This window comes from Streptomyces sp. NPDC003036 (genome assembly GCF_040611175.1).
In the GTDB taxonomy this organism is placed as follows: Bacteria; Actinomycetota; Actinomycetes; order Streptomycetales; family Streptomycetaceae; genus Streptomyces.
Genome location: NZ_JBEXNO010000047.1, coordinates 1 through 25590 on the forward strand (window position 1 = coordinate 1; position 25590 = coordinate 25590).

24 protein-coding genes are annotated in these 25590 nt (G+C 73.3%); 9 read left to right on the forward strand and 15 right to left on the reverse strand.

The window, feature by feature from the left end; translation table 11 throughout:
* Nucleotides 1–127 precede the first annotated feature (127 nt).
* Nucleotides 128–640, reverse strand: coding sequence for a hypothetical protein (locus ABZX67_RS28130; protein WP_355365663.1), 513 nt, complete (start codon nucleotides 638–640; stop codon nucleotides 128–130).
* A gap of 315 nt (nucleotides 641–955) precedes the next feature.
* Between ABZX67_RS28130 and ABZX67_RS28135 the strand changes: the two genes are divergently transcribed.
* Nucleotides 956–1612: a class F sortase gene (locus ABZX67_RS28135; RefSeq protein ID WP_355365665.1), complete on the forward strand. Its 657-nt coding sequence runs from the start codon at nucleotides 956–958 to the stop codon at nucleotides 1610–1612.
* 73 nt (nucleotides 1613–1685) lie between these two features.
* Here ABZX67_RS28135 and ABZX67_RS28140 read toward each other — a convergent pair whose 3' ends face one another.
* Nucleotides 1686–2609 (reverse strand): polysaccharide deacetylase family protein, encoded by a 924-nt coding sequence (locus tag ABZX67_RS28140; RefSeq protein ID WP_355365668.1) that lies wholly within the window; start codon nucleotides 2607–2609, stop codon nucleotides 1686–1688.
* Nucleotides 2610–2792: 183 nt separating this feature from the next.
* On the opposite strand from ABZX67_RS28140, the gene ABZX67_RS28145 reads away from it, so the two are divergent.
* The gene (locus ABZX67_RS28145; RefSeq protein ID WP_355365671.1) at nucleotides 2793–4241 is read left to right on the forward strand and encodes an amino acid permease; all 1449 of its coding nucleotides are present in this window, start codon (nucleotides 2793–2795) and stop codon (nucleotides 4239–4241) included.
* Between the two features lie 14 nt (nucleotides 4242–4255).
* Here the strand turns inward: ABZX67_RS28145 and ABZX67_RS28150 are convergent, their stop codons facing one another.
* Nucleotides 4256–5503: a CapA family protein gene (locus ABZX67_RS28150; RefSeq protein WP_355365674.1), complete on the reverse strand. Its 1248-nt coding sequence runs from the start codon at nucleotides 5501–5503 to the stop codon at nucleotides 4256–4258.
* Nucleotides 5504–5775: 272 nt separating this feature from the next.
* Between ABZX67_RS28150 and ABZX67_RS28155 the strand changes: the two genes are divergently transcribed.
* Together ABZX67_RS28155 and ABZX67_RS28160 are read left to right on the forward strand one after the other, a co-directional pair.
* Nucleotides 5776–6309 carry a sigma-70 family RNA polymerase sigma factor gene (locus ABZX67_RS28155; protein ID WP_355365677.1) on the forward strand — a complete coding sequence of 178 codons (534 nt, stop codon included), beginning with the start codon at nucleotides 5776–5778 and terminating at the stop codon, nucleotides 6307–6309.
* A gap of 170 nt (nucleotides 6310–6479) precedes the next feature.
* The gene (locus ABZX67_RS28160) at nucleotides 6480–6989 is read left to right on the forward strand and encodes a hypothetical protein (RefSeq protein ID WP_355365680.1); all 510 of its coding nucleotides are present in this window, start codon (nucleotides 6480–6482) and stop codon (nucleotides 6987–6989) included.
* 36 nt (nucleotides 6990–7025) lie between these two features.
* Here ABZX67_RS28160 and ABZX67_RS28165 read toward each other — a convergent pair whose 3' ends face one another.
* The 5 genes from ABZX67_RS28165 to ABZX67_RS28185 form a co-directional block, all read right to left on the reverse strand.
* Nucleotides 7026–7247, reverse strand: a complete 222-nt coding sequence (locus tag ABZX67_RS28165) for a DUF6296 family protein (RefSeq protein WP_355365683.1) — start codon at nucleotides 7245–7247, stop codon at nucleotides 7026–7028.
* An 85-nt stretch (nucleotides 7248–7332) separates the two neighbouring features.
* Nucleotides 7333–8562 carry a histidine kinase gene (locus ABZX67_RS28170; RefSeq protein WP_355365686.1) on the reverse strand — a complete coding sequence of 410 codons (1230 nt, stop codon included), beginning with the start codon at nucleotides 8560–8562 and terminating at the stop codon, nucleotides 7333–7335.
* Nucleotides 8559–10307 carry a cation acetate symporter gene (locus ABZX67_RS28175; protein WP_355365689.1) on the reverse strand — a complete coding sequence of 583 codons (1749 nt, stop codon included), beginning with the start codon at nucleotides 10305–10307 and terminating at the stop codon, nucleotides 8559–8561. The genes ABZX67_RS28170 and ABZX67_RS28175 overlap by 4 nt, the downstream gene beginning before the upstream one ends.
* Nucleotides 10308–10342: 35 nt before the next feature.
* Complete coding sequence (locus tag ABZX67_RS28180) at nucleotides 10343–10744, reverse strand: hypothetical protein (protein ID WP_355365692.1); 402 nt, start codon at nucleotides 10742–10744, stop codon at nucleotides 10343–10345.
* Between the two features lie 110 nt (nucleotides 10745–10854).
* Nucleotides 10855–11604 carry a LytTR family DNA-binding domain-containing protein gene (locus ABZX67_RS28185; protein ID WP_355365695.1) on the reverse strand — a complete coding sequence of 250 codons (750 nt, stop codon included), beginning with the start codon at nucleotides 11602–11604 and terminating at the stop codon, nucleotides 10855–10857.
* Between the two features lie 136 nt (nucleotides 11605–11740).
* Here ABZX67_RS28185 and ABZX67_RS28190 point away from each other — a divergent pair, with 136 nt between their 5' ends.
* The gene (locus ABZX67_RS28190; RefSeq protein WP_355365698.1) at nucleotides 11741–12442 is read left to right on the forward strand and encodes a zf-HC2 domain-containing protein; all 702 of its coding nucleotides are present in this window, start codon (nucleotides 11741–11743) and stop codon (nucleotides 12440–12442) included.
* Nucleotides 12443–12484: 42 nt separating this feature from the next.
* On the opposite strand, the gene ABZX67_RS28195 is transcribed toward ABZX67_RS28190, so the two are convergent.
* The 4 genes from ABZX67_RS28195 to ABZX67_RS28210 form a co-directional block, all read right to left on the reverse strand.
* A complete protein-coding gene (locus tag ABZX67_RS28195; protein ID WP_355365701.1) occupies nucleotides 12485–13366 on the reverse strand; it encodes a DNA-formamidopyrimidine glycosylase family protein in 882 nt (293 codons plus the stop codon).
* Nucleotides 13367–13380: 14 nt separating this feature from the next.
* On the reverse strand, nucleotides 13381–14778 hold the full coding sequence (locus ABZX67_RS28200) for a wax ester/triacylglycerol synthase family O-acyltransferase (RefSeq protein WP_355365704.1): 1398 nt from the start codon (nucleotides 14776–14778) through the stop codon (nucleotides 13381–13383).
* Between the two features lie 98 nt (nucleotides 14779–14876).
* A complete protein-coding gene (locus ABZX67_RS28205) occupies nucleotides 14877–17015 on the reverse strand; it encodes a SpoIIE family protein phosphatase (protein ID WP_355365707.1) in 2139 nt (712 codons plus the stop codon).
* A 72-nt stretch (nucleotides 17016–17087) separates the two neighbouring features.
* Complete coding sequence (locus ABZX67_RS28210; RefSeq protein WP_355365710.1) at nucleotides 17088–18200, reverse strand: DUF6777 domain-containing protein; 1113 nt, start codon at nucleotides 18198–18200, stop codon at nucleotides 17088–17090.
* A 180-nt stretch (nucleotides 18201–18380) separates the two neighbouring features.
* On the opposite strand from ABZX67_RS28210, the gene ABZX67_RS28215 reads away from it, so the two are divergent.
* Genes ABZX67_RS28215 through ABZX67_RS28225 form a run of 3 tightly spaced genes read left to right on the forward strand, consistent with a single transcriptional unit; the run spans nucleotide 18381 to nucleotide 21299 of the window.
* The gene (locus ABZX67_RS28215) at nucleotides 18381–19307 is read left to right on the forward strand and encodes a YndJ family protein (RefSeq protein WP_355365713.1); all 927 of its coding nucleotides are present in this window, start codon (nucleotides 18381–18383) and stop codon (nucleotides 19305–19307) included.
* Complete coding sequence (locus ABZX67_RS28220) at nucleotides 19304–19846, forward strand: DUF1990 domain-containing protein (RefSeq protein WP_355365716.1); 543 nt, start codon at nucleotides 19304–19306, stop codon at nucleotides 19844–19846. Before ABZX67_RS28215 ends, ABZX67_RS28220 begins: the two co-directional genes overlap by 4 nt.
* A 22-nt stretch (nucleotides 19847–19868) precedes the next feature.
* Nucleotides 19869–21299, forward strand: coding sequence for a lipase maturation factor family protein (locus ABZX67_RS28225; protein ID WP_355365719.1), 1431 nt, complete (start codon nucleotides 19869–19871; stop codon nucleotides 21297–21299).
* A 69-nt stretch (nucleotides 21300–21368) separates the two neighbouring features.
* Here ABZX67_RS28225 and ABZX67_RS28230 read toward each other — a convergent pair whose 3' ends face one another.
* The gene (locus tag ABZX67_RS28230; protein WP_355365722.1) at nucleotides 21369–21539 is read right to left on the reverse strand and encodes a hypothetical protein; all 171 of its coding nucleotides are present in this window, start codon (nucleotides 21537–21539) and stop codon (nucleotides 21369–21371) included.
* Between the two features lie 249 nt (nucleotides 21540–21788).
* On the reverse strand, nucleotides 21789–23255 hold the full coding sequence (locus ABZX67_RS28235; protein WP_355365725.1) for an SDR family NAD(P)-dependent oxidoreductase: 1467 nt from the start codon (nucleotides 23253–23255) through the stop codon (nucleotides 21789–21791).
* A 175-nt stretch (nucleotides 23256–23430) separates the two neighbouring features.
* On the opposite strand from ABZX67_RS28235, the gene ABZX67_RS28240 reads away from it, so the two are divergent.
* Entirely contained in the window at nucleotides 23431–24366 is a 936-nt protein-coding gene (locus ABZX67_RS28240; RefSeq protein ID WP_355365728.1) for a DMT family transporter, read from the forward strand.
* Here the strand turns inward: ABZX67_RS28240 and ABZX67_RS28245 are convergent.
* The gene (locus ABZX67_RS28245) at nucleotides 24247–25461 is read right to left on the reverse strand and encodes a transglycosylase family protein (protein WP_355365731.1); all 1215 of its coding nucleotides are present in this window, start codon (nucleotides 25459–25461) and stop codon (nucleotides 24247–24249) included. The two genes, ABZX67_RS28240 and ABZX67_RS28245, sit on opposite strands and share 120 nt — an antisense overlap.
* Between the last annotated feature and the right edge of the window lie 129 nt (nucleotides 25462–25590).

Below are 25590 nucleotides of genomic sequence, written 5' to 3' on the forward strand. Positions count from 1 at the left end.
AGGAGGGACGAGAGAAGCAACGAGAGAGCGAGCAGGCCGCGCCGACCCGTCAGAACAACAAGCCTCTTCCTCCGGCTATCGCGGAGAAAGCGACGGGCGTATTCGGCCGACCGGGAGGTTCGGCCGGTCAGACCTTTCCGCCGCTCAGGCGACGGCGCCGGCTGATGAACAGCCCGCCGCCGAGGGCCGCCGTGCCGACGAGCGCGGCGCCGATGGTCATCTCGGTGGAGCTCGGGGCCATGGAGCCGCCGAGGCCGCCCTGCGCGCCGCGGCCGGCGATGACCGTGAAGGTGCGGGTGACGACCAGGGGGCTGTCGTTGCACTTGACGGCCAGGTTGTACTGGCCGGGCGTGGCGTGGTCGTAGATACGGGGGGTGGCGGCGGAGTTGCCGGAGCGGTTCAGGGTGAGTGCGGTGGGAGGGAAGGCGTTGGACGTGACGCTGCCGCCTCGGTTGCACCCCGAGGCGCTCACCGCGAGCTGGCCGCCCTGGTGCACCTGCGTGGGACGGACGGTGACGTTGGTGGGACCGTTGCCTCCGGTACCGCCACCGGTACCACCGGTGGCGACGGCCGCCGGAGCGCAGACTCCGACGGCCGCGAACGCGGTGGCGGCCACCGCGAGAGCGCGTGAAGCACGCATGGTTGAACCTCCTGTGGAAGACGCCCCGAAGCGGCGCTCCGGGAAATTCGACGAGTACGTCTCTCCACGTCGAACCATCACAAGCCGGTGCGATCACCGCATTTTGGGCATTGGTCCACCCCGGTGAGGCGACACGCCGGTGCGGCACCGGTGGAGCTGACGGAGCCGCAGGTCACAGACCGTCAGGCCGGTGGTGCACGACTACTCGTATGGGTCATCACCCGTCCGGCGCCCGTGCCACCCGTTCGCGCCTCACTGATCGCCCGTCCCTCGCGCCGCCCTTAGCGTGCGTACAGACGCCTCGAAGGGAGAACCATGGGTCTGGACCACAGCGGCTTCGACTGGCGGAGACGCTCGCCGTGGGGCGCACTGGCCCTCGTCATGCTCACCGGTCTCGCGATGGTGCGGAACGGCGTTGACGACCAGCTCGGTCCGCCGCAGCCCGCGGCCCTCGCGACGCCCTCGGAGCGCGGTGTCGCCGCGGCCCCCACCCCGCCGGCCTCGCTGCAGACACTGGCATACGCGCCCGCGTCGCGCATCCGGATCGAGGCGGTCAACGTCGACGCCCCGATCATGGACGTGGGTCTGGACAAGGAGGGCTGGATCGACGCCCCGCCGGCGCAGGACCCCAACCTGGCGGGCTGGTACCAGAACGGCATCTCGCCGGGCCAGCGCGGTACGGCGATCGTCGTCGGCCACGTCGACAACGAGTCCGGGCCCGCCGTCTTCTACCGGCTCGGCTCGGTCAAGCGCGGCCAGCTGGTGGAGGTCACCCGCTACGACGGCCGGGTGGCGGTCTTCGAGGTGTACGGCATCGAGGTCTTCTCCAAGCAGGACTTCCCCGGCGTACGCGTCTACGGGGACACCGGGCACGCGGAGCTGCGCGTGATCACCTGCGGCGGCGGCTACTCGAAGGCGGGCGGGTACGACGGCAACGTGGTGGTCTTCGCGCGGATGGTGCAGGCCCGCTGAGGCTTGCCGAAGGGCGCCGCACACGAACGGGCCGCCGGGACGCGTGTCCCGGCGGCCCGTGCTGCCGTACGCCTCATCTGCGCGGCACGGTCACGTGGTAGCCGGCCGACAGCAGCCGGGGCAGATAGGTCTTCAGCGCCGCCACGCTCTGCGAGCGGTCGCCGCCCGCGTCGTGGGAGAGCACCACGACGCCGGGCCCCGCCCCGTCGAGGACCCGGCTGACGATGCTCGCGGTCCCTGGCTCGGTCCAGTCCAGAGTGTCGACGGTCCAGGCGAGCGGCTCCATGCCGAGCTCGGCGCCGATCTCGAACGAGTGCCGGTTCCAGGCGCCGTACGGGGCTCGGTACCAGAGCGGCGGGGTGCCGGTGACGCGCTCGATCAGGTCGCTGGTGGAGCCGAGTTCGTCGCGGATGGCCGAGGGGGCCAGCTTGGTGACGTTCGGGTGCGACCAGGAGTGGTTGCCGACGACATGGCCGTCGGCCGTCATCTCGCGCAGCAGGTCCGGGCGGGCGGCGGCGAGCCCCCCGCAGACGAAGAACATCGCGCGCACGCCGTAGGCCCGCAGGGTGCTGAGGATGGCGGGGGTGTAGCGGGGGTCGGGCCCGTCGTCGAAGGAGAGGACCATCGTGCGGCCGGTGCCGGACATGCGCAGGAAGGGCCGCTGCCGCACCGGCGGCACGGCGCGCCGGAAGCGGGCCGGGCCGTCCCCGGTCATGGGCTGGAGGCGGTACGCGGAGGGCGCGAGGCGCGCGCGGGCCTGCGCCTGGGGCCCGGCGGCCGCGGGCGGCGCGACGGCGGCCCGCCCGGGGACGCCGGCGGCACCGGGGGCGCGGGACGCGGACGTGCCGGGTGAGGTGGAGGGGGCGGGCGGGGCGGCGGTGCGCCCGGGCGAGGCGAACCGGTCGGAGGCGAAGAGCCCGACGGTGGTGGTGGCCCCGAGCGCGGCGGCGATGCGCAGCACCATCCGCCGCCCCGTGGGCATCTGATCGTTTTTCATGATTAATAACTCGCATGGCGGATGCCCTCTCCCCCTGACCCACACCGGCGGGGGCGCCCGATTGCACTCGTTGGGACGAGTGGCGCAATCGAGCCCCCTGGTGCGTGGTGCCTTCCGCCGAGCCTGCGGCTGGGCCATCATGATCGGCCGTCAGCCGATGCCGTATGCAAAGAGGTGACGCCCATGGCCGGATTCCGCGCGGGGCAGGGCATTCTGCGCCGCAAACCGATCGAGCACATCGAAGAGGGCGAGGCGGAGGAACGTCTCACCCGGACCCTGGGCCTGTGGCAGCTCACCGCCATCGGCGTGGGCGGCATCATCGGTGCGGGCATCTTCACCCTCGCCGGCACCGTCGCGAACGGCACGGCCGGTCCGGCGGTACTGATCTCCTTCCTCATCGCGGGGGTGGCGAGCGCGGCCGCCGCGTTCAGCTACGCCGAGTTCGCCGGGCTCATCCCGAAGGCCGGGTCGGCGTACACGTACGGCTACGCGGTCCTCGGCGAGATCGCCGGCTGGTTCATCGGCTGGGACCTGCTGCTGGAGTACACCGCGATCGTGTCGGTCGTCGCGATCGGCATCTCGGGCTACTTCACCTTCCTGCTCGGCGAGGTGGGCGCGGAGCTGCCCGCGTGGATGCTGGGCGCTCCGGGCACGGGCGAGGGCCACAAGGTGGATCTCTTCGCCGCCCTGCTCTGCCTGCTGATCGCGTATCTGCTCACGCTCGGCATCAGGAACGCGGCCCGCGTCGAGACGGTCGTCGTGGTGCTGAAGGTGCTCGTGGTGCTGCTGGTGATCGTGGTCGGCTTCTTCCACGTCACCACCACCAACTACAGCCCGTTCTTCCCGTTCGGGGCGAGCGGGGCGTTCACCGGAGCGGCGACCGTCTTCTTCGCCGTCTTCGGCTACGACGCGATGTCGACGGCGGCGGAGGAGTCCAAGGACGCGCAGCGCCACATGCCGAAGGCGATCGTGTACTCGCTCGCCGTCTCGATGGTGCTGTACGTGCTGGCCTGCCTGGTGCTGACCGGCATGCAGAAGTACACGGAGATCGACAAGGAGAGCGGCTTCTCCACCGCGTTCAAGTCGGTGGGCCTCGACGCGCTCGCGGACGTCATCGCGGTGGGCGCGATCATCGGCATCCTCACCGTGATGTTCACCTTCATGCTGGGCTGCACCCGTGTGTGGTTCTCCATGTCGCGGGACGGGCTGCTGCCGGCCTGGTTCGCCAAGACGCACCCGACCCGTCACGTGCCCACCCGCGTGACCTGGATCGCCGGTGTCGCGTCCGCGCTGATCGCCGGGTTCCTGCCGATCAGCGAGGCGGCCGAGCTGACCAACATCGGCATCCTGCTGGCCTTCGTGGTCGTGTGCATCGCCGTCATCGTGCTGCGCTACAAGCGGCCGGAGCTGCCGCGCACCTTCCGTACGCCCGGGATGCCGTTCGTGCCGGCGATCGGTGTGGTCTTCTCGCTCTGGCTGATCACGTTCCTGCAGTGGCAGACCTGGGCCCGGTTCGCCGTCTGGTTCCTGCTGGGACTGGTGGTGTACTTCGGCTACTCCTACCGCCGGTCCCACCTGGCGAGGAGTGAGGCCCGGACGGGGCAGGCGCCGCCGCCCGGGCCGGAGGCGTAAGCGCTACTCCCCCTTCACTTCCCCATCACCAGGCCGTCCTTGTCCGCGCCGCGGCCGAGGACGGCCTGCCGGATCTCGTCGCGTACGGCGGTGAGGTTCTCGCCCCGCTCGATCGCGGCATTCACGTTCACCACCCTGCCCGTGGCGGTGTTGAACCAGTGCGGGAGGTACTCGGCCTTCTCGACCTCCCACCGGCCGCCGGGCTTCGCCGGCGGCACGAAGGTGAAGCGGCCGATGGTGCCCTGGTTGCCGCGCGGGTCGAAGACCCCTTTGTTGTTGATCATGTCACCGGCGATCTGGTCGCCCATGCCGTAGACGACCCAGGTGCCGTTCACCTTCTCGTACGCCTGCGGGGCGTGCACGTGCGTACCGATCACGAGGTCGATGTCGGGGCGGCCGTCCCGGGCCGACGCGGTCATGCTGCGGGCGAGGTCCAGTTGCTGCTGGTCCAGTTCGGTCTGCCACTCGGTGCCCCAGTGCATGCTCACCACGACCACGTCGGCGCCGGCCTCGCGGGCCGCCCGGGCATCCGTGACGATCTTCTCCTCGTCGATGAGGTTGACCGCCCACGACTGCCCCGAGGGCAGCGGATCGGCGTTGGTGCCGTAGGTGTAGGCCAGGTGCGCGACCGTGGCGCCACCGGCCTTGAGGAGGGTGGGGCGGGCGGCCTCCTCGGCGGTGCGGGCCGATCCCGCGTGTTTGACGCCCGCCTTGTCGAGGGCGTCCAGCGTGCGGCGCAGCCCGTCCATGCCGTCGTCCAGGGTGTGGTTGGAGGCCGTGGAGCAGGAGTCGTAGCCGGTCTCGCGCAGTGCGCCGGCGATCTGGGGCGGCGACTTGAAGCTGGGGTAGCCGGTGTAGGGGCCGCCGTCGGGGCCGTACACCGTCTCCATGTGGCAGATCGCGAGGTCGGCCGCCGAGACGACGGGCTTCGCCCCGGCGAGCATGGGGCCGAAGTCGTACCCCCCGCCCTTGCCGGTGGTGTTCGCGTCCATCTGGGACTGCCGGATGATCGAGGCGTGCGGCAGGACGTCGCCGCTGGCGACGAGCGTGAAACCGCGCCGCTCGGAGTGGGCGGCGGCGCCGCCGGCCGAGGAGGGTACGGGCGCGGCCGTCTTGTCGTGCCGTGCCGCGGCGGGCGCGCCGGAGGGCTGGGCGCCCGCGCAGCCTGCCGTCACGGAGATCAGGAGGGCGGTCGCGGCCACCGTCTTCCGTCGGATGCGTGGGCGGGGGCGGGTGCGTGGGTTGGTCATGGAGGGGGTCATGGCCGGGCTCCGTAGGGGCTTCGGGGGGTGTGCACCAGCTGCTGGCTCCCTGGAATCCCTACGGGATCTCCGAATCATTCAATCCTTTAAGTAGGAAAATCACACAAATTACCCGAAGGGGGGCCAAGCGACCTCCGTCGACCGTTCGCCGCACCATTCGCCGCTCGGTGCGACCGCTCGCCGCAGATCGCGGTGCGCCGCCTGTCCCTCGGCGCCCGGATGCGTTCGTATACGGACCCAGTGACGCGGCACGGCGCGAAGGGATGGGAACGATGACGACGGCGACGGCGACGCCGACCACCGACGAGCGGACCCTGGCGGAGCTCCAGCGCGAGCACGGGCCCGCGCTGCTGAGCTTCCTGCTCGGGCTGACGTACGGGGACCGGCAGCGCGCCGAGGACCTGATGCAGGAGACGCTGGTCCGCGCCTGGCAGCACCCCGAGGCGTTCGCGGCGCCGTACGAGTCGATGCGGCCGTGGCTCTTCACGGTGGGCCGGCGCCTCGCGATCGACGCCCGCCGGTCCCGGCTGGCCCGCCCCGCCGAGATCGGCGACGGCGTGCTCGCCACCACGCCGGACCCGGCCGACGCCACCGAGTCGGCGGTGGCGGCCCTGGACGTCCGCGCGGCGGTACGGGAGCTGAGCCCGGAGCACCGCGCGGTGCTCGTGCGCCTCTACTTCGACGGCCTGTCGGTGAAGGAGGCGGCGGCGGAGCTCGGCATACCGGCCGGGACGGTCAAGTCGCGCTCGCACTACGCGCTGCGGGCGCTCGGCCGGTACCTGCCGGGCTATCCCGTGCGCCCCTGACGGCCCTGGTTCCACCCGGCCCCCGTGGGTCACGGGCACGGCCTGAACGTATTCGAAACCACAGCACCGAGTTGGGCAAAAGCGCGCCCCCGGCCGTGCCGCACGGTGGAGGCTCGTCGTCTGGAAAGGCGCACCGCGCATCGGAGAACGTCCGGAAGAAGGTGGGAACGTTGCGGCCCGAGAGCACGAACGGCACCGACGGAGGCGGGCTGGCGGTCCCGATGGCCTGGCTGTGTGCCGAGTACTTAGCCGATGAGCTGCTGCGCTCGGGCGGACTGGTCTCGCCCGGTTCGCTCGAGTACCGGGCGGGCCGCCGGACGCTCGCGCTCACGTTCTACCTCTGCGACGGGGTCGCCGAGGTGTCCACGGAGGCCGGGACGGAGGCCCGGCTGGACGAGTGGCTCGCCCTCACCGCGTACGGGCACCCCTGGGACGACTGGGTCCGCGACCGGCTCGCCGCGCGGCGCGCGGCGGACGAGGGGCTCGCGCCGGACGCGGGGCTGGTGCTCGCCCACGAGACCTGGCGGCTGCTGGAGTCCACCCAGCTGCTCGCCACCGACCTCGGCGCGCTGTCGGCCGCTCCGGTGGCCGGGCTCACGGTGGACGAGTCGGCGCGCGTGTGGCTGCCCGCCTGGGAGGTGGGCCTCCCGCTCGGGCACCTCGCGCTGCGCCTGTACTGAGCGCCCGCGAGGCGTGCGCGTACGCGGCGCCGGGTGTCAGTGCGGCTGGACGGGACGCGCTCGGACCCTCGCGGCGGGGTCCTGGTGGCCGCCGCTCGCCATCATCCGCACTTCGCCCCGGTCGCTGATCTCCGCCAGGACGATTCCCGTGTCGTCGGCGTACACCGGGTGCCCGCCGGCACCGGTGCGGTCCGTGCGGTGCACCTCCACCACTGTGTCCTGCCCGAAGTCCAGCTCGTAGTGGTCATGGATGGGCATGGCTGCCTCCCGGTGGATACCTCCCGGTCGAGCGATCGCCTGGAGCGGTCGCCACCATGCACCCGCGTCCCCAAAACAGGACTTTTCATACCTGACCGGGCACGGGTGGATCGCGGTGCACACCCGCGTGATACTTCGGGACACGCACCGTCACCTTCATGCCCGCGCCCACGCCCGTCTCCACCACCAGCCCGTAGTCGTCCCCGTACACCTGGCGCAGCCGTTCGTCGACGTTGGACAGCCCGATGCCGGAGGACTGGGGGCGCTCGCCCGCGAGGATGGCCCGCAGGACGGCGGGGTCCATGCCGACGCCGTCGTCCTCGATGGTGACGACCGCCTCGGCGCCCGCGTCACGCGCCGCGATGGTGACCCGGCAGGTGGTGCGCGAGTCCTCCAGGCCGTGCTTGACGGCGTTCTCGACGAGCGGCTGGAGGCAGAGGAACGGCAGCGTCACCGGCAGCACCTCCGGCGCCACCTGCAGCGTGACCTGGAGCCGGTCGCCGAAGCGCGCCCCGGCGAGCGCCAGGTACTGCTCGATGGAGCGCAGCTCGTCGGCGAGCTGGGTGAAGTCGCCGTGCCGCCGGAAGGAGTAGCGGGTGAAGTCGGCGAACTCCAGGAGCAGTTCGCGGGCGTGCTCCGGGTCGGTGCGGACGAACGAGGCGATGGCGGCGAGCGAGTTGTAGATGAAGTGCGGGGAGATCTGGGCCCGCAGCGCGCGGATCTCGGCCTCGATGAGCCGGGTCCGGGACAGGTCGAGCTCCGCCAGTTCCAGCTGCACGGAGACCCAGCGGGCCACCTCCGTCGCCGCCCGCACCAGCACCGCCGACTCGCGCGAGCCGTACGCGACGAGGGCGCCGAGCACGCCCTCCTCGCCGGTGAGCGGGGCGAGGACGGCCCAGCGCAGCGGGCAGTCCAGGTCGCCGCACTCGGTGCGCACGCTCTGGCTGCGGCCCGAGTCGAGCAGCTCGGCGACCCGTTCCATCACCTGGTCGCGGTGGTGGGCGGCGCCGGGCCCGTCCCAGGCGAGGACGGCGGTGCGGTCGGTGAGGCACAGCGCCTCGGTGCCGAGCAGCGGCCGCAGCCGCCGGGCGGCCTTGCGGGCGGTGTCCTCGGTGAGCCCGGCGCGCAGCGGCGGCGCGGCGAGGGAGGCGGTGTGCAGGGTGTGGAAGGTGGCGCGTTCGACGGGCGTGCCGAGGTCGAGGACGTCCCGCCCGGCGCGCCGGGCGGTGAGCCGGCCGAGCGCGAACCCGGCGGCGAGGAGCACGGCCCCGGCGGCGGCCAGCGCGGCCAGCAGGGTGCCGGAGGTCCCGCTCACCGCTCGGCCACCGCGCGGTCGGGCCGGCCGACGAGCCCCTCGGGCAGGTGGAGCCGCGCCAGGATCGCCGGGGTCCCGGCGGGCACGTGGCGGGGCGTCGCCAGGGAGACGCCCACCATGGTGAGGAAGCCGAGCGGCACCGACCAGACGGCGGGCCAGGCCATCAGGGTGTGCGGCCAGCCCTGGGGGGCGAGGCCCGCGCGGGTGGCCATGACGGCGGTGAGCGCGGCCCCGCCGCCGGTGACGAGCCCGGCCATCGCGCCGGGCGGGGTCAGCCGCCGCCACCAGATGCCGAGCACCAGCAGCGGGCAGAGCGACGACGCCGACACCGCGAACGCCAGCCCGACCGCGTCCGCCACCGGGACCTTCGTCGCCACCAGGCTCAGCCCCAGCGGTACGGCCATGGCGAGCGGTGCCGCCAGCCGGAAGTGCCGTACGCCGCGCGAGGGCAGCACGTCTTGCCCGAGGACCCCGGCGACCGACATGGTCAGCCCGGAGGCCGTCGACAGGAAGGCCGCGAACGCGCCACCCGCGAGCAGCGCGCCGAGCAGGTCCCCGGCGAGCCCGCCCACGACCCGGTCGGGCAGCACGAGCACGGCGGCGTCCGCCGCGCCGGTCAGCGCGAGCTCGGGCGCGTAGATCCGGCCGAGCGCGCCGTAGACCGGCGGCAGCAGGTAGAAGACGCCGATCAGGCCGAGGACGACGAGGGTGGTGCGGCGCGCGGCCCCGCCGTGGGGGCTGGTGTAGAAGCGGACGGCGACGTGGGGCAGGCCCATGGTGCCGAGGAAGGTGGCGAGGATCAGCCCGTAGGTGGCGTACAGCTGCCGGCCGTCCGGCTGGGTGCCGTCGCGGCCGCCGGCCAGCGGCTGCGACCAGCCGAGGGGGTCGGTCCCGGTGGCGGCGCGCTCGGGGACCCGGGCGCCCTCGGGGAAGGCGAGCGTGGTCCCGGCCTCGACGCGGTGGGTGCCCTCGGCGAGGGTGACGCGGGCGCCGTCGTACGGGACCTCGTCGACACGGCCGGAGACGCCGAGGGTCAGCGGGGCGTCGACGTCGATGCGTACGGTGTCGTCGACGCGCACCTGCGTGTGCTCCCGGAAGACGGCGGGCGCGTCGAAGCGGGCGCGCGGGGCGTCGTCGCCGAGCCAGGCCGTGACGAGGAAGAGCGCGGGCACCAGCAGGGCGGTGAGCTTGAGCCAGTACTGGAACGCCTGGACGAAGGTGATGCTGCGCATGCCGCCCGCCGCCACGGCGCCGGTGACGACGACGGCCACGACGAGCCCGCCGACCCACTCGGGCGCGCCGGTGAGGATCTCCAGCGTCAGCCCCGCGCCCTGCAGTTGCGGCAGCAGGTACAGCCAGCCGATGCCGACGACGAGGAGGCTCGCGAGCCGCCGGGCGCGCGGCGACTCCAGCCGGGCCTCGGCGAAGTCGGAGAGGGTGTACGCGCCCGAGCGGCGCAGCGGGGCGGCGACGAGGACCAGGAGCACGAGGTATCCGGCGGTGTAGCCGACCGGGTACCAGAGCATGTCGGGGCCCTGGAGCAGGACGAGTCCGGCGACGCCGAGGAAGGAGGCGGCGGAGAGGTACTCACCGCTGATGGCGGCGGCGTTGAGGCCCGGGCGCACGGTGCGCGAGGCGACGTAGAAGTCGGAGGTCGTGCGGGAGATGCGCAGGCCGAGGGAGCCGATGAGCACGGTGGCGAGGACGACGGCGGTGACGGCGGCGACCGCGTAGGTCTGGTTCACGTCGGGTCCACGGTCCGGTTCACGTCCACTGCTGTTCAGCGGCCTTCCACGAGGCCGGTGAAGTCGCGTTCGTTGCGCTCCGCGCGGCGCACGTACCAGCGGGCCACGAGCCACATGACGGGGTGGACGCCGACGCCGAGGGCGGCCCAGACGAACGGCGCGGGCGACGGCGCGGTGGCGTCGAGGGCCTGGGGCAGCGCGAACAGCAGGGGCAGGGTGCCGACGACCAGGGCGAGGGTGGCGAGCGCGGAGAGCGCGGCGCGCAGCTGGCTGCGCATCAGGGAGCGCACGTAGGTGTGGCCGAGGGAGGTCTGCTCGCTGATCTCGGAGCGGGCCGGGGCGTGGCCGGGCGGGCGGGCGGGCCTGCGGGCGGAGCGCGGCACGCCGGTCACGGTCTCGCGGCGCGGGCGGCGCGCGGTGGGCTGCTCTGCGGGCATCGTCGTCCGGGGTCGGCCGGCTCGGGCCGGCTGGGCTGGGCTGGGCTGGGCTGGGCTGGGCTGGGCTGGGCTGTGGAGTCTACGCAGCGGGCCGGGACCGGGGTAGGGGGTCAGCCGCGGACGTGCCGCATCAGCAGCTCGCGCAGCTGGCGGGCGTGGCGGCGGCTGACCGCGAGCTCGGTGCTGCCGACGCGCACGGTGGTCGCCCCGGCGTCGAGGCGCAGTTCGTCGATGCGGCCGAGCGCGACGAGGTGGCTGCGGTGGATCCGCACGAAGCCGCGCGCCGCCCACCGCTCCTCCAGCGTGGACAGCGGGATGCGCACGAGGTGGCTGCCCTCGTCGGTGTGCAGGCGCGCGTAGTCGCCCTGCGCCTCGACGTAGGCGATGTCGTCGACCGGTACGAAGCGGGTGACGCCGCCGAGTTCGACCGGTATCTGCTCCGGGACGCCGGCCCCGGGCCGGTCGGCGGGGGCGGTCAGGTCGGCGACGCGGCGTACGGCTTCGGCGAGGCGCTCCGTGCGGACCGGTTTGAGGACGTAGTCCACCGCCTTGAGGTCGAACGCCTGGACGGCGAAGCCCTCGTGGGCGGTGACGAACACGATCAGCGGCGGCCGGGCGAAGCCGGCCAGCAGCCGGGCGACGTCGAGTCCGGTGAGCCCGGCCATGTGGATGTCGAGGAAGACGACGTCGATGGCGTCCTCGCCGCCGGGGCCCGCCTCCAGGGCCCGGCCGATGCGGCGCAGGGCCTCGGTCGCGTCGGTGGCGCCCTCCGCGCTGCGCACGCGCGGGTCGCGGCGGAGCAGGTAGAGCAGCTCCTCGAGGGCGGGCTTCTCGTCGTCGACGGCCAGTACGCGCAGCATGGTGCGGAGTGTAGGCGCGGGGTGATTGAGCGAGAAGCCGCTCGTCTGCGTACTCGTTCACGACAGCACAGCGGGACCATCCCGGCGATGACGGGACGCTGACGGACGATGACGATACGGGGAATGGGGCACACCCATGGGTCTGCGGGAGCGGCACCACGATGCCGCCGATGCCGCCGATGTCGCCGCCTATGCGCTGGGCGTGCTGGAACCGGCGGACGCGCTGCGCTGCGAGGAGCACCTCGCGGCCTGCGTGCCCTGCGCCATGCGGCTGGCGGACCTCGCCGGGACGGTGGCGGCGCTGGCGCAGCTGGCCGGCCGGGAGCCGCCGAGGCCGGGACGGGCGGCGGGGCCGAAACCGGGGCCGAGGTCCGGGCCCGGGCGGAGGAGGGGGCCCGCGCGGAGGCACCGGCGCGCCGCCGCGCCGCTTCCCCGGGTACGCCGGTGGCGCGGGCGCCTGGTCGCGGCGGCCGCGGCGCTCGCGGTCGGCGTGCCGGGCGCCGCCCTCCTCGGGTCCGACGACGAGCCGGCGTCACCGGAGCGGAGCGCGGTCGCGGCGACCGACCCGGCCACCGGCGTGACGGCGGCGCTGGCGCTGCGGGACCGGGCGTGGGGTACGGAGGTGGCCGTCCGGGTGGCGGGGGTGCGGGGGCCTCACGTCTGCGATCTGGTGGCGGTCGGGAGGGACGGGCGGGAGTGGCCGGTGATGAGCTGGGCGACGCCGGTCGGGGGTGACGACCCCGTCGTCGAGGGCGGTACGGCGCTGCGGCGCGACGAGATCGCCCGCCTGGAGGTGCGCGACCGCGACGGGCGGCGGCTGGTGTCCGTCGCCCCTTGAGGGGTCACTCGCCTCTTGAGCGGTCACTCGCCCCTTGAGGGGTCACTTCAGCAGGCGGGACAGGCGGCGGTCGGCGAGCGGCTTGCCGCCGGTCTGGCAGGTGGGGCAGTACTGCAGCGAGGAGTCGCTGAAGGAGACCTCGCGGATGGTGTCGCCGCAGACGGGGCACGGCTCGCCGGTGCGGCCGTGGACGCGCAGGCCGCTCTTCTTCTCCGCCTTGAGCCGCCCGGCGGCCAGCCCGTGCGAGCGCTCCACCGCCTCCCGCAGGGTCGCGCGCAACGCCTCGTACAGCGTGGTCGTCTCGTCCTCGGTGAGGTTCCGGACCGGTTTGAACGGGGACATGCGGGCGGCGTGGAGGATCTCGTCGCTGTAGGCGTTGCCGATCCCGGCGATGAGGCTCTGGTCGCGCAGCGCGCCCTTGATCTGGCGCCGTTCCCCGGCGAGGAGCGCCGCGAAGGCGTCCCGGTCGAAGTCGCCGGCGAGCGGGTCGGGGCCGAGGCGGGCGACACCCGGCACCTCGGCCGGATCGCGTACGAGGTGGACGGCGAGGCGCTTGGTGGTGCCGGCCTCGGTGAGGTCGAAGCCGTCGCCGCCGGTGAGCGCGACACGCAGCGCCAGCGGGCCCTTGCCGGGGCGGGGCGGCCCGGAGGGCAGGACGTCGCGCCACTGGAGCCAGCCGGCGCGGGCCAGATGGATCACCAGGTGCAGCTCCCCCGCCTGCCCGGCAGGCCCTGCCGTCGCGATGTCGAGGAACTTGCCGTGCCGCGCCACGCCGGTGACCTCACGGCCGTCGAGGGCGCCGAGCGGCGGGTCGTACGTCTTCAGCACGCTGATGGCGACCGGCAGGGCGCGGGCGATCTCCTTGCCGACGAGGTGCTCGTCGAGGAACTCGCGCAGCGCTTCGACCTCGGGCAGTTCGGGCATGGTTCCAGCTTGCCTCAGGACCCGGGGGAACGGTCGGTGGCCTTGACCAGCTCGGCGAGTTCGGTGTGCAGGGCGTGCGCGAGGCGGTCCAGGTCGGGCAGGGCCCGGCCGTCGGCGACGAGCCCGGTGTGGACGCGTCCGCCGTACGGCGACATGGCGAGGGCGAGGGCCTGGCCGCGGGCGAGCGGCGCCATCGGGTACAGGGCGCGCAGCGGGCTGCCGGCGAGGGAGAGCGTGGAGCGGGGCAGGGGCACGTTGGTGACCAGGAGGTCGAAGAGCATGCGGGCCGCGCCGCCGGCCAGCGGTGTGCCGAAGCGGTGGGCGAGCGGCGGCAGTTGATCGGCGAGTACGGCGACGGCGCCGGGCCCGCGTGAGGGGCCGGCCGCTTTGTTGCGGTCCATGCCGCGGCGTACGGCGGCGAGGCGGCTCAGCGGGTCGGGGTCGCCGAGGGGCAGGTCGAGGAGGTACGCGGAGAACTTGTTGCCGCAGTCGGGCGGCGAGCCGGGCCTGCGCCGGGAGACGGGCACCAGGGCGCACGGGTCGGCGGCGGGGAGCGGGTCGCCGCGCTCCAGCAGCCAGTGGCGCAGCGCTCCGGCGACCACGGCGAGCAGCACGTCGTTGGCGGTGCCGCCGCTGACCCGGCGGACCCGGCGCACCTCCTCCAGGTCCAGCTCGGCGGTGGCCAGGCGCCGTGTCCCGCTGGAGTCCGCGGCGAGTGCCGGGGTTCCGTGCGGGTCGTGGCGGCCGGCGCGGACGACGGAGGCGCCCAGGACGGAGGCGCCGACGCCGAGGGCGCGGCCGAGGTCCTCGGCGCGGCCCCGGACGGCGTCCGCGACGCCGGACACCTGCCAGGGGCCGGGGAGCCAGGAGCGGGGCGGCACCGGGCGCGGACGGCGGGGGGCGGCCCGGTGGGCGGTACCCGTACCGGTCCTGGCGTCGGCGATCTCGTCGAAGATCCCGGCGCCGATGGCGACGGCGCGCATGCCGTCGGCGAGGGCGTGGTGGAGCTTGACAAGGACGGCGAAGGGGCCGCCGGGCGCCCCGGTCAGCAGGTACATCTCCCAGGGCGGCAGCCCGCGTTCGAGCGGCCGCTCCATCAGCTCCCCGGCGAGCCGCGTGGCTTCGGCGGCGAAGTCCCCGTCCTCCGGGAGCCGGAGGTGGTGGACGTGCCGGTGGACGTCGAAGCTCTTGTCCACGCTCCAGCGGGCGCCGCCGACGGGCAGCAGGACGTCCCGTACCCGCATCCGCAGGCGCGGGATGGCGGCGGCGCGCTCGGCGAGGAGCGGCAGCAGGCCCGCAGGGTCCCCGGGTGCGGGGTCGAAGCGGGCCAGCGCGCCGAGATGCATGGGGTGGCCGTCCGATTCGAGGTGCCAGAAGGCCAGATCGAGAGGTGCCAGCAGCTCACTGCTCAAGGGATCCCCAGGTCGTCGAAGGCGGGGCCGCGGAACTGCAGTCAATCGCCTTCGGTCGGTTACGGTCAAGCACGATCGCTCTACGGACAGTTAACAGATCATGTCGGGCGGGTTTCCGCTATGACGGACGACCTGTGGATCTCCGGCCGTTCCGGCACGCCGAACTCGCACCACACGCACTTGCCGCCGCCGCGCGACTCGACTCCCCAGACGTCGGCGAGCCGGTCCACGAGCAGCAGTCCCCGCCCCGATACCCCGGAGTCGCCGGCCTCCCGGCGGCGCGGCAGCACGCTGGAGCGGTCCTCCACCTCGACGCGCAGCCGCCGCTCGTGGCCGGCCAGCATCCGCAGGGTGACGATGGCGCCGCCGTCGGTGTGGAGCAGCGCGTTGGTGGTCAGCTCGTCGGCGACCAGCTCGATCTCGTCGGCCCGCTCCCCCGCGCCCCAGGCCTGGACCGCCGCCCGGATCATGTGGCGGGCCGAGCGCAGCGCCTCGGGGTCGCTCTGCGCGACGTGCTGCTGGAGCCGCCCGCCGGCCTGCGGGGTGTAGCCGCCCCTGCGGCGCAGCAGCAGGACCGCCACGTCGTCGTCGCCGCCGCGCTCGTCGACCACGTCGCACAGGTGGTCGGCGAGCAGCTGGAGGTCCTCCGGACCGTGCCGTACGACCGCCGTCAGCCACTGCATGCCCTCGTCGAGATCGGAACCGGGCTGCTCCACGAGCCCGTCCGTGTACAGCAGCAGGGCCTGGCCCGGGTCCAGCTCCAGGATGGAGACGGGGTAGTCCAGCCGCCCGAACTCCGCCGAGAGACCCAGTGGCATGCCGCCCGGGACGGGCACCCGGCGGCAGCTGCCGTCGGTGTCCCTCAGCAGCGGGTCGACGTGGCCCGCCCGCACGATCTGCACGACGCCCGTCGCCAGGTCCGCCTCCAGGTAGGTGCAGGTGGCGAAGCGGTCGGTGTCCAGCTCGTGCAGGAAGACCGAGGCCCGCGCCATCACGGTGGCGGGGGTGTGCCCCTCGGCGGCGTACGCGCGCAGCACGATGCGCAGCTGCCCCATGACGGCCGCCGCGTGCGTGTCGTGGCCCTGTACGTCGCCGATGACGGCGCCCACGCGGCCTCCCCCGTAGACACCGTCACGGGTGGTGCCCCCAGGCAGGGGGATGACGTCGTACCAGTCGCCGCCGATGTCCCGGCCGAGCCGGGCCGAGCGGTAGCGGACGGCGATGTGCGCCCCGGCGACCTGCGGGATCCGGCGCGGCAGCATCGCCTGCTGGAGGCCCTCGGCGAGGTCGTGCTCCTGCTCGAAGAGCATGGCGCGCTGGAGGCTCTGGGCGATGCTGCTGCCGAGCGCCACCAGGACGTTGCGGTCCTCGGGGGAGAAGCCGTACTTGTCGCTGTAGAGCAGCCCGAGGGCGCCGATGGGCCGGGCCTGGGCGATGAGCGGCAGATAGGCGGCGGAGGTGATGCCGAGGCCGCTGATGTGCGGCCAGAGGATGGGGTACGAGTCGGCGAAGTCCTCGGGCGACTCGATGAACCGCGGCGCCAGGATGCGGATCACCTCGCTCATCGGGTACTGCTCGTCCACCCGGGTGTAGCGGGTGCCCGGCACGAAGGAGCCGTCGGGGCCGTCGGCGACCAGATGGATGCGGCCCGACTCCAGCAGGCCCATGACGACGCTCGTCGCTCCGAGGTGTTCGAGACCGTGCGAGTCGCGCAGGACGTCGATGACGTCCTGGACGGTCCTGGCGTGCGCGAGGGCCGCGGTGGTGGACTCCACGACGCTGGTCTGGCGGCGCCGCTCGGCGTCCACCTCGATGCGCGCGGTGGACTCGGTGAGTTCCTGGGTGGCGTCCCGGACGATGCCGATGATGCGGCGCGGCCGGCCGGTCTCGTCGCGCCGGATGAACCCCTGGGTGTGGGTCCAGCGCAGGTTCCCCTCGCGGTCGCGGATGCGGAAGTACGCGCCGTAGTGGGTGCTGCCGCTCTTCAGCGCCTGCGTCACCATGCCGTCGAGGCGGATCGCCTCGCTCGGCGGGACGCGCGGGGCGAGGCTCTCGGGCCGCCCGTCGTACTCGTCGGCGTCCACCTGGAACACGCCGAGGGCTGCCTGGTCGAGATGCATCAGCCCCGCGTCCAGGTCCCAGTCGAAGCTGCCCATGCGGTTGAGGGACAGGCTCAGATCCGGGCGGGCGGGCCAGTCCTCGGGAAGCGACAGGGCATCCGCTGCCGGATCAACCATGGGGCCACTCTGCCATCATTTGTCGGGTTTTTCGACCGCGCGCGGGAGCGTGAGGAGGGTTCACGAGGGCCGTCAGCCCTCGTCAAGCTCCGGCTCGACGGCCGCGTTGTCCGGCCCCATCAGGTGTCCTTGACCCTCGTCCTGACCCTGATCCTGGTCCTCTTCCTGGCTTTCTTCCTGGTCCTGTACGTCCTCGCCGGCCTGGAACTCCGCTTCCGCATCCGGCTCCGGCCCCGGGTCGAGGGGGTCGGGCTCCACGGGCTCGGGCGCCGCGGGTTCCGGGGCGGCGGGCTCGGGGGCAGAGGACGGCGGCGCAGGAGGCTGCGGCGCGGCGGGCTGCGGGGCGGCCGCTTCCGGGGGGCGCGCGGCCGCGAGGACGCTTTCGTCGGTCACGATGCGGTCTTGTTCGCCCTCGGTGCCGGTCCGGCGCTCGATCAGGGTGCTGCTGACGACACTGACGATGAACAGGCTCTCGACGGCGTGGTGGGTGGCGTTGACGGTGACCACCCGTCCGGGGTCGAAGCCGGGCCACGGCTGCCCCTTGTGCTCGACCCCGCCTTCCTCGGAGGCCGGCGCGCGCAGCGGGCTCCCGGAGGCGCAGCGCACGCGCGGTGCGCCGTACTCGTCCACCAGGACGGCGGTCCCGGCCTGCAGGACGGCCTGGAAGGCGGCGGCCGAGCCGTCGCCGTAGCCGTGTCCGGTGACGCGGGTGTCGGTCCGCAGCACCACGGGTGTGAGGCCGTCCAGCCATGCGGCGAGGCGGGCCTGGGCAACGCCGGCGGCCTGGGCGAAGGCAGCCGCCTTGGCGTCGTCGGAGGTGAGGAGGCGGGTCTGCCGCGCCACGTCGCAACTGGCGACCGAGCGGGCGCCGCCGTACAGCCCGGGAGTGGCGCCGGAGACGACGCCGGTCGCCGGTGCCGTACCGGGCTCGGCCGACGGCGGCGAGCCGGGCGCGTCGGGCGACGGCCGGACCGTGGAGGGGGTGAAGGGAGCGGGGCCATGGGCGGAGACGGGCTGGAGCAGCACCTCGCCGGGCCCGGGTAGACCCTCGACCGCCCCGGCCCCGCGGGGTTTCCCGCCGTCACCGTCGCCGCCGCAGCCGGTGGCCAGCAGTCCGGCGGTGACGGTGGAGGCGGCGAGCGTGGCGAGCGCGCCGTACCGGCGACGACGTGGGGTGGTACGCACGGAGGCCCTCCCGCCTTTCAACACTCGTTTCAGCCTTGTTTGCCCTTTATGTCTGCCGGATCCGCTCCGACCCCGCAACCGGAAGCACCCACCCTTCCGTGGACTTGAACGCGTTCAACAGAGCCTCTAGGCTCTGGCTACGAGTTGAACATGTTCAACCGAGAGGGAGGGGTGGGTGCGTTGTCCGTGCTCGTCGGGCTGATCGTGGCCCTCGGCATGCTGGTGATCGTCCCGATGGGGCTGCGCCTGATCGACCCGGAGGACGGCGGGGGAACAGCGGCCGTCCGGACGGTGTGGCCGCTGTTCGCGCTACCGGGCGCGGCGTCCCTGTGGCTGCCTCGCGGCATCGCCGCCACCGCGCTCGCCTGCTGCTACGCGGTCGGCACCGTGCTCCTGGCGCTGCACGCGCCGGGCCGCCTGGTCCGTACGCCCGCGTCGGCGCTGCCCGCCCGGATCGCCGTGGCCACCGCGCTGGTGAGCCCGTCGATCGCCGCGGTCGCGCTGGTCGCGGAGCGCCTCGGGCACCCGCTGTTCGGCTTCGACCTGGAGATCCTGGCACTGACCGTGCCGCACTTCCACTTCGCCGGTTTCGCCGCCGCCCTGGTGGCCGGTCTCGTCTGCCGGGCCACGGACCGGCCGGCCGGGCGCTTCGCCGCGCTGAGTGTGCCGCTCGGCACCCTGCTGGTGCTGCTCGGCTACTTCCTGAACGACTGGGCCGAACTGGCCGGGGCACTCGTGCTCACCGCCGGGATGTGGGCGGTCGCGCAGCTGACCTGGCGGGACGTCCGCGGCGACGGGCCCGACCGGCTCACAAGAGCGATGCTCTGCGTCTCCTCCGCCATCCTCGTGGCGACCATGCTGCTCGCCCTCTGCTGGGCGCTCGGCGAGGCCACCGGGCTCCCCCACCCCAGCCTGACCTGGATGGCCGCCACGCACGGCCTCGGCAACGCCCTCGGCTTCGCGCTCTGCTCGGTGCTGGCCTGGCGGCGCCTCGCCGACCTCGAACGCGTCAAGGGCCTCGAACACCTCAAGAGCCTCAAAGCCGTGCAAGACCTCGCCGTGAAAGACCTCAAGGACCTCAAGGCCTTCAAGGAGCCCGTCGCATGACCCGCCTGATCCGCAGCCTCGCCACCGGCGACACGCCCCCGCTCAGCTACCCGGAGGTCGGCGCCACCCGCACCCGCCCACTCCCCGCCGGCTACCAGCATCTGCGCGTGGAGGTCCTCGTCGGCCGCGGCCGGGACGTCTTCCACGAAACGGGCACGGCCGTCACCACCTGGCGCATGCACCGCCTCTCGGGCGCCCGGATCCACGCCGAGTCGCCGCGGGCCGAGCCCGGCACCGGCGTCGAGGTCTCCCTGGGCCTGGGCCCGCTGCGCCTCACGGCGCCTTGCGAGGTGGTGTGGACCGTGTACGAGGACGACCGCACGGGCTTCGCGTACGGCACCCGCCAGGGGCACCCGGAAAGCGGCGAGGAGTCGTTCGTCGTGGACCTGCGCGCGGACGGGACGGTGTGGTTCACGGTCACGGCCTTCAGCCGGCCCGCCCGCTGGTACACACGGGCGGCCGGGCGCCTCGTCCCCGTGCTCCAGCGGTGGTACGCGCGGCGCCTCGGCCGCACGCTGCGAAAGATCGCGGCGGGATGATCCGCGGCCGATACTGGAACCGATGGAGTGGTTCTGGTTCACCTCGTCCGACTACTGGCTGAGCAGACTGGTCTTCCAGCGGGCGCTCGCCGGGCTGTACCTGGTCGCCTTCCTCTGCGCCGCGCTCCAGTTCCGCGCGCTGATCGGCGAGCGCGGCATGCTGCCGGTGCCGGCCTATCTGCGGCGCGTATCACCGCGCCGCGCGCCCAGCGTCTTCCACTGGCACTACTCGGACCGGTTCTTCGCCCTCTGCGCCTGGACCGGTGCCGTACTCGCCGCCGCGCTGATCGCGGGGGCGGGCGACGCGGTGCCGCTCGCGGTGGCGATGCTGATGTGGGCGGTGCTGTGGGCGCTGTACCTGTCCATCGTCAACGTCGGGCAGACCTGGTACGGCTTCGGCTGGGAATCGCTCCTCCTGGAGACCGGCTTCCTCGCGATCTTCCTCGGCAACGAGCGCACCGCGCCGCCCGTCCTCATCCTGTTCCTGCTGCGCTGGCTGCTGTTCCGGGTGGAGTTCGGGGCGGGCCTGATCAAACTGCGCGGCGACGCCTGCTGGCGCAAGCTGACCTGCCTGTACTACCACCACGAGACGCAGCCGATGCCCGGGCCGCTGAGCTGGTTCTTCCACCATCTCCCGAGGCCCCTGCACCGGGTGGAGGCGGCGGCCAACCACGTCACCCAACTGGTCGTCCCCGTGCTGCTCTTCACGCCGCAGCCGGTGGCGAGCGCGGCGGCGGGCGTCATCATCGTGACCCAGCTGTGGCTGGTGCTCTCCGGCAACTTCTCCTGGCTGAACTGGATCACCATCGTGCTCGCCGTGTCGGCGGTGGACGGCTCGCTCGTCGCCGAGCCGCCCGCGCTGCCCGCTCCCCCGGTCTGGTACGGGATCCTCGTCCTCGCCGTCACCGCCCTGGTGCTCTTCCTCAGCCGTCGCCCCGTGCGCAATCTGCTCTCCCGCCGCCAGGCGATGAACATGTCCTTCGACCCGCTGCACCTGGTCAACACCTATGGCGCCTTCGGAACGGTCGGCCGCGTGCGCCACGAGATCGTCCTCGAGGGGACGGACGAGCCCGTCCTCCACGAGGGCACGGTGTGGCGTGCGTACGAGTTCAAGGGCAAGCCCGGCGACGTCCGCCGGCTGCCGCGCCAGTTCGCGCCGTACCACCTGCGGCTGGACTGGATGATGTGGTTCGCGGCACTGTCCCCCGCGTACGCCTATTCCTGGTTCGGCGGGCTGGTGGAGCGGCTGCTCGACGGGGACCGGGACACGCTCCGGCTGCTGCGGCACAACCCCTTCCCGGACGCCCCGCCCGTGATCGTCCGCGCCCGGCTCTACCGGTACCGGTTCACGACCTGGCGCGAACTGCGCGCCACGGGCGCGTGGTGGCACCGGACGTACGTGCGCGAGTTCATGCCGCCGACGCGGCTCGACGCAGCGGCGGAGCGGGAGTGACGGGGTGGCACGCGCGTGCCCTCCGACGAGTGGCGGAGGGCACGGGGGCGAAGCCTGCGAAGATCCGGCTCAGTCGATGCCGGGCAGGATGTGCGGCTCGGCGAGGTCTTCCTCGTACCCGGCCAGGCGGATGGGGGCCGAACGGGCCCACACTTCGAGGCTGCCGAGCGTGTCCGATGGACCGGACCCGTCGCCGTCCTTCGCCGAATGGTGTTCCTGCTTCGTCAGTTCTGGTGTCACCGCGCACTCCTTCGTGTCGCGAACCTATGAGGACATAGCTGCCGATCGGTCGCGGTGGCGCCGGTACTGGGGCGGGACCGCAGCCTTGGTGGCAGGCCGTGTTCCCGGGGCGGCCTGAAGGGGGTTTCGTGGATCCCTGTCGGCCGACCGTCGCTCCAGACTAACCAAATGAGCGCCCCCGCGCTCGATGGAACGCGTCACATAGGCAGGTTCCGGACACTCCGCAAGCATCCGGTCACCAGGTGATGATCACCAGTTGGCGGGCGCGTAGTCCTTGAGGAAGCAGCCGTACAGGTCCTCGCCCGCCTCGCCGCGCACGATGGGGTCGTAGACCCGCGCCGCGCCGTCGATCAGGTCGAGCGGGGCGTGGAAGCCCGCCTCGGCGAGCCGGACCTTGTCCGGGTGCGGCCGCTCGTCGGTGATCCAGCCGGTGTCGACGGCGGTCATCAGGATGCGGTCCGACTCGAACATCTCCTGGGCGCTGGTGCGCGTGAGCATGTTCAGCGCGGCCTTGGCCATGTTGGTGTGCGGGTGCCCGGCGCCCTTGTACCCGCGGCTGAAGACGCCCTCCATCGCGGAGACGTTCACCACGTACGTACGCCGGGCCGGGGAGGCCGCCATCGCCGAGCGCAGCCGGCTGATCAGGATGAACGGCGCGGTGGAGTTGCACAGCTGCACTTCCAGGAGCTCGACCGGGTCGACCTCGGAAACCGTCTGGATCCAGCTGTTGGTGTCCGCCAGGTCGGGGACCAGACCGCCGGCGTCGATCGCGGTGCCCGCGGCGATCCGCTCCAGCGACGCGGAGCCGCTCACCAGCGCCAGGTCGGTGACCTGCTGGGCGGTCAGCCCGCTGCCGTTGCGGGACGAGGGCAGCGCGGCCATCGTCTCCACGGCGCCGCTGCCGAAGGTGCCGATGATCTCGGCGGGCGGCAGCTCACCGGCCGGCAGCGGGGCGGACTCGGCGGCGACGAGCTCCCGGTAGGCCTGGGGCGAGCGGCGCACGGTCTGCGCGGCGTTGTTGATCAGGATGTCGAGCGGGCCCTCGGCGGCGACCGAGTCGGCGAGCGCGACGACCTGCGCCGGGTCGCGCAGGTCGATGCCGACGATCTTCAGCCGGCCGATCCACTCGTCGCTGTCCGGCATCGCCTTGAAGCGACGGATGGCGTCCTTGGGGAAGCGGGTGGTGATGGTGGTGTGGGCACCGTCACGCAGCAGCCGCAGCGCGATGTACATGCCGATCTTGGCGCGGCCGCCGGTGAGCAGCGCGCGACGGCCGGTCAGGTCGGTGCGGGCGTCGCGCTTGGCCCGGTTCTCGGTGGCGCAGTCGCGGCACAGCTGGTGGTAGAAGGCGTCGACCTCGACGTACCGGCTCTTGCAGATGTAGCAGGAGCGGGGGCGCTGGAGGATGCCCGCGATCTCGCCTTCAGCCGAGGAGGAGGGCAGCAGGCCCTGCGTCTCGTCGTCGATGCGCTCGGCGGAGCCGGTGGCGGTGGCCTCGGTGACCGCCTTGTCGTGGGCGGTCTTGGCGGCCCGGCGCTCCTGGCGGCGGCGCTGCTTCACGGTGCGGTAGAGACCGGCCGTGGCGCGGCGCACGGTGATCGCGTCCGGGTGGTCGATCTCCAGCTTGTCGAGCTCCTCGAGGACGCTCAGGCAGACGGCCAGACGCTCGGGGTCGATGCCCGGCCCGTACGCCTGGTTCTCTTCAGTCACCGTCATGGCCTCTTCGGTTCCTCGATCACTCGTTTGCCAGGTTTCAAAAGCCGAACTTTACGTCAGTACGGCGCCTTGCCGCCAAACGGCCCTCTCGTACTCCCGTACTCCATCGGGAGTAGGACCGATTGCGTGCTCAGGGACGACGACGTGAACGATCTCGGGCGCCAGGGTGGGGGGCATGAGCCTCCTCGCCCTGTCGGTGCTGTTGTCGCTGGTCTCTGCGGTCGCCTACGCGGCCGGGGCGATCACGCAGGAGCGCGTCGCCACGCGCCCGGGTGCACCGGCGCGCAGCGCCGCCTGGTGGGCGGCGGTGGTGCTGAACGGGCTCGGCGCGCTGCTGCACGTGGTGGCGCTGGCGTACGGGCCGCTGAGCCTGGTCCAGCCGCTGGGCGCGCTGACGATCGTGTTCGCGCTGCCGCTGGCCGCGCTCTTCACCGGGCGGCGGGCGGGGGCGGCCGGATGGCGTGACGTGGTGATGGCGACGGCGGGGCTGGCCGGGCTGCTCGCGCTGACGGGGCAGGCCGGGGCGCGCTCGGTGGACGGCGGGGCCCGGCTGCTGCTGGCGGGGGCCGGCGCCGGGACGGTGGCGGTGCTGTGCGTGGCGGCGCGGGGTCTGGCGCGGCGGCCGGGGGCACGCGGGGTGCTGCTGGCCGCCGGGGCGGGCGTGGCGTTCGGGATCGCGTCGGTGTTCACGAAGACCGTCGCGGTCGGTTTCGTCGCGCGCGACCCGCTGGGCCAGTGGCCGAGCCTGCTGACCATCGCCGCCTTCGCGGCGGCCGGACTGGCGCTGTCGCAGGCCTCCTACCGGGACGCGGGGCTGACGGCGCCCCTGGCGACGGTCACCGTGGTCAATCCGGTGGTGGCCGCCGCCGTGGGGCTCACGCTGTTCGGCGAGCAATTCCGGTACGGCGTGCCGGGCACGGTGCTGGCGCTGGGCTGCGGGGTGGTGGCGGCGGGCGGCCTCATCCTGCTGAGCGCGGTCCCCGGCGAGGACTCAGAGCCGTACGCCGCCCGACCTCAGGTACGCGAGGGGGTCGATGTCGGAGCCGTACCCCGGCCCCGTCCGCACCTCGAAGTGGAGGTGCGGTCCGGTGCTGTTGCCGGTCGATCCTGAACGGGCGATGCGCTGGCCGCTGGTGACCCGCTGCCCTTCGCGGACGGTGAGCGCGGAGAGGTGGGCGTACTGGCTGTACCTGCCGTCGTCGTGGCGGATGACGACCTCGTAGCCGTACGCGCCGCCCCAGCCGGCGGACACCACCCGCCCGGTCGCCACGGCCTTGACGGCGGTGCCGGTGGGGACCGGGAAGTCCACGCCGGTGTGGTAGCCGCTGGACCAGGAGGAGCCCGCCTTGCGGTACGCGGTGCCGGGGCCGGCCTCGACGGGGGCGCTGAAGCCCGCGCTCCTGGGCTTCGGGGCGGAGGCGGGTTTGGCGGCGGGCTTCTTCGCGACCGGAGGCTTCGGCTGGGGCTTCGGCTCGGCGGCGGGCTTCTTCGCCGCCGGCTTCGGCGCGGCCGGCGGCTTGGTCGACGGCTTGCTCGGCGCCTTGGTCGACGGGTTCGCCGCCGTCGTGCGCAGCGTCAGCTTCTGGCCCGGCATGATGAGGTCCGGATCGCTGCCGATGACCGTGCGGTTGGCGGCGTACAGGCGCTGCCAGCCGCCTCCGACCTTCTGCTCCTCCGCGATGCCGGAGAGCGAGTCGCCGCGCGCCACCGTGTAACTCTCGCGCTGCCCGGGCACGGTGGTGGGCGTCGCGGGGGCGGAGCGCGGGGTGGCGCGGGGCGCGGCGGCCGGTGCGGCCTTCCCCTGAGGGGCGATGTCCGGGGCCTCGCCGCCCCGGGTGAGCCCCGCCTTCACGGAGCAGGCGGGCCAGGCGCGCGGGCCCTGTCCCTTGAGCACCTTCTCGGCGATGGCGATCTGCTGGTCCTTGGTGGCGAGGTCGGCGCGCGGGGCGTAGCGCGTACCGCCGTACGCCTCCCAGGTGGACTGGGTGAACTGCAGCCCGCCGTAATAGCCGTTGCCGGTGTTGATCTTCCAGTTGTTGGTGGACTCGCAGGCCGCGACCTTCTCCCAGACGTCCACGGACGCCGCGTGCGCCGCGCCCGCCCCGAGGAGCGGGAGCGCCATTCCGGCGCCGCCCGCCGTGACAGTGAGCGATGCCCGGTTGATACGGCTCGGCTGATACCGGCGGTGTCGTCCGCGTACGGCCATGGTCGCGATCCCCCCTTGCTTGCACAGAGCAGCAGGCGCCCAAGCTAGAGGGAGCGACGGGCGGTGACAAGGGGGCACGCGTGGCATGGCGGGGCGCTCAAAAACGCGTTCGTGCCCCGTCGTTCGGCC

Bases quoted from the DNA above. Each gene is read 5' to 3' on its own strand.
- ABZX67_RS28130 (WP_355365663.1), bottom strand. From the start codon at position 640: ATGCGTGCTTCACGCGCTCTCGCGGTGGCCGCCACCGCGTTCGCGGCC.
- ABZX67_RS28135 (WP_355365665.1), top strand. From the start codon at position 956: ATGGGTCTGGACCACAGCGGCTTCGACTGGCGGAGACGCTCGCCGTGG.
- ABZX67_RS28140 (WP_355365668.1), bottom strand. From the start codon at position 2,609: ATGAAAAACGATCAGATGCCCACGGGGCGGCGGATGGTGCTGCGCATC.
- ABZX67_RS28145 (WP_355365671.1), top strand. From the start codon at position 2,793: ATGGCCGGATTCCGCGCGGGGCAGGGCATTCTGCGCCGCAAACCGATC.
- ABZX67_RS28150 (WP_355365674.1), bottom strand. From the start codon at position 5,503: ATGACCCCCTCCATGACCAACCCACGCACCCGCCCCCGCCCACGCATC.
- ABZX67_RS28155 (WP_355365677.1), top strand. From the start codon at position 5,776: ATGACGACGGCGACGGCGACGCCGACCACCGACGAGCGGACCCTGGCG.
- ABZX67_RS28165 (WP_355365683.1), bottom strand. From the start codon at position 7,247: ATGCCCATCCATGACCACTACGAGCTGGACTTCGGGCAGGACACAGTG.
- ABZX67_RS28180 (WP_355365692.1), bottom strand. From the start codon at position 10,744: ATGCCCGCAGAGCAGCCCACCGCGCGCCGCCCGCGCCGCGAGACCGTG.
- ABZX67_RS28185 (WP_355365695.1), bottom strand. From the start codon at position 11,604: ATGCTGCGCGTACTGGCCGTCGACGACGAGAAGCCCGCCCTCGAGGAG.
- ABZX67_RS28190 (WP_355365698.1), top strand. From the start codon at position 11,741: ATGGGTCTGCGGGAGCGGCACCACGATGCCGCCGATGCCGCCGATGTC.
- ABZX67_RS28195 (WP_355365701.1), bottom strand. From the start codon at position 13,366: ATGCCCGAACTGCCCGAGGTCGAAGCGCTGCGCGAGTTCCTCGACGAG.
- ABZX67_RS28205 (WP_355365707.1), bottom strand. From the start codon at position 17,015: ATGGTTGATCCGGCAGCGGATGCCCTGTCGCTTCCCGAGGACTGGCCC.
- ABZX67_RS28220 (WP_355365716.1), top strand. From the start codon at position 19,304: ATGACCCGCCTGATCCGCAGCCTCGCCACCGGCGACACGCCCCCGCTC.
- ABZX67_RS28225 (WP_355365719.1), top strand. From the start codon at position 19,869: ATGGAGTGGTTCTGGTTCACCTCGTCCGACTACTGGCTGAGCAGACTG.
- ABZX67_RS28235 (WP_355365725.1), bottom strand. From the start codon at position 23,255: ATGACGGTGACTGAAGAGAACCAGGCGTACGGGCCGGGCATCGACCCC.
- ABZX67_RS28240 (WP_355365728.1), top strand. From the start codon at position 23,431: ATGAGCCTCCTCGCCCTGTCGGTGCTGTTGTCGCTGGTCTCTGCGGTC.
- ABZX67_RS28245 (WP_355365731.1), bottom strand. From the start codon at position 25,461: ATGGCCGTACGCGGACGACACCGCCGGTATCAGCCGAGCCGTATCAAC.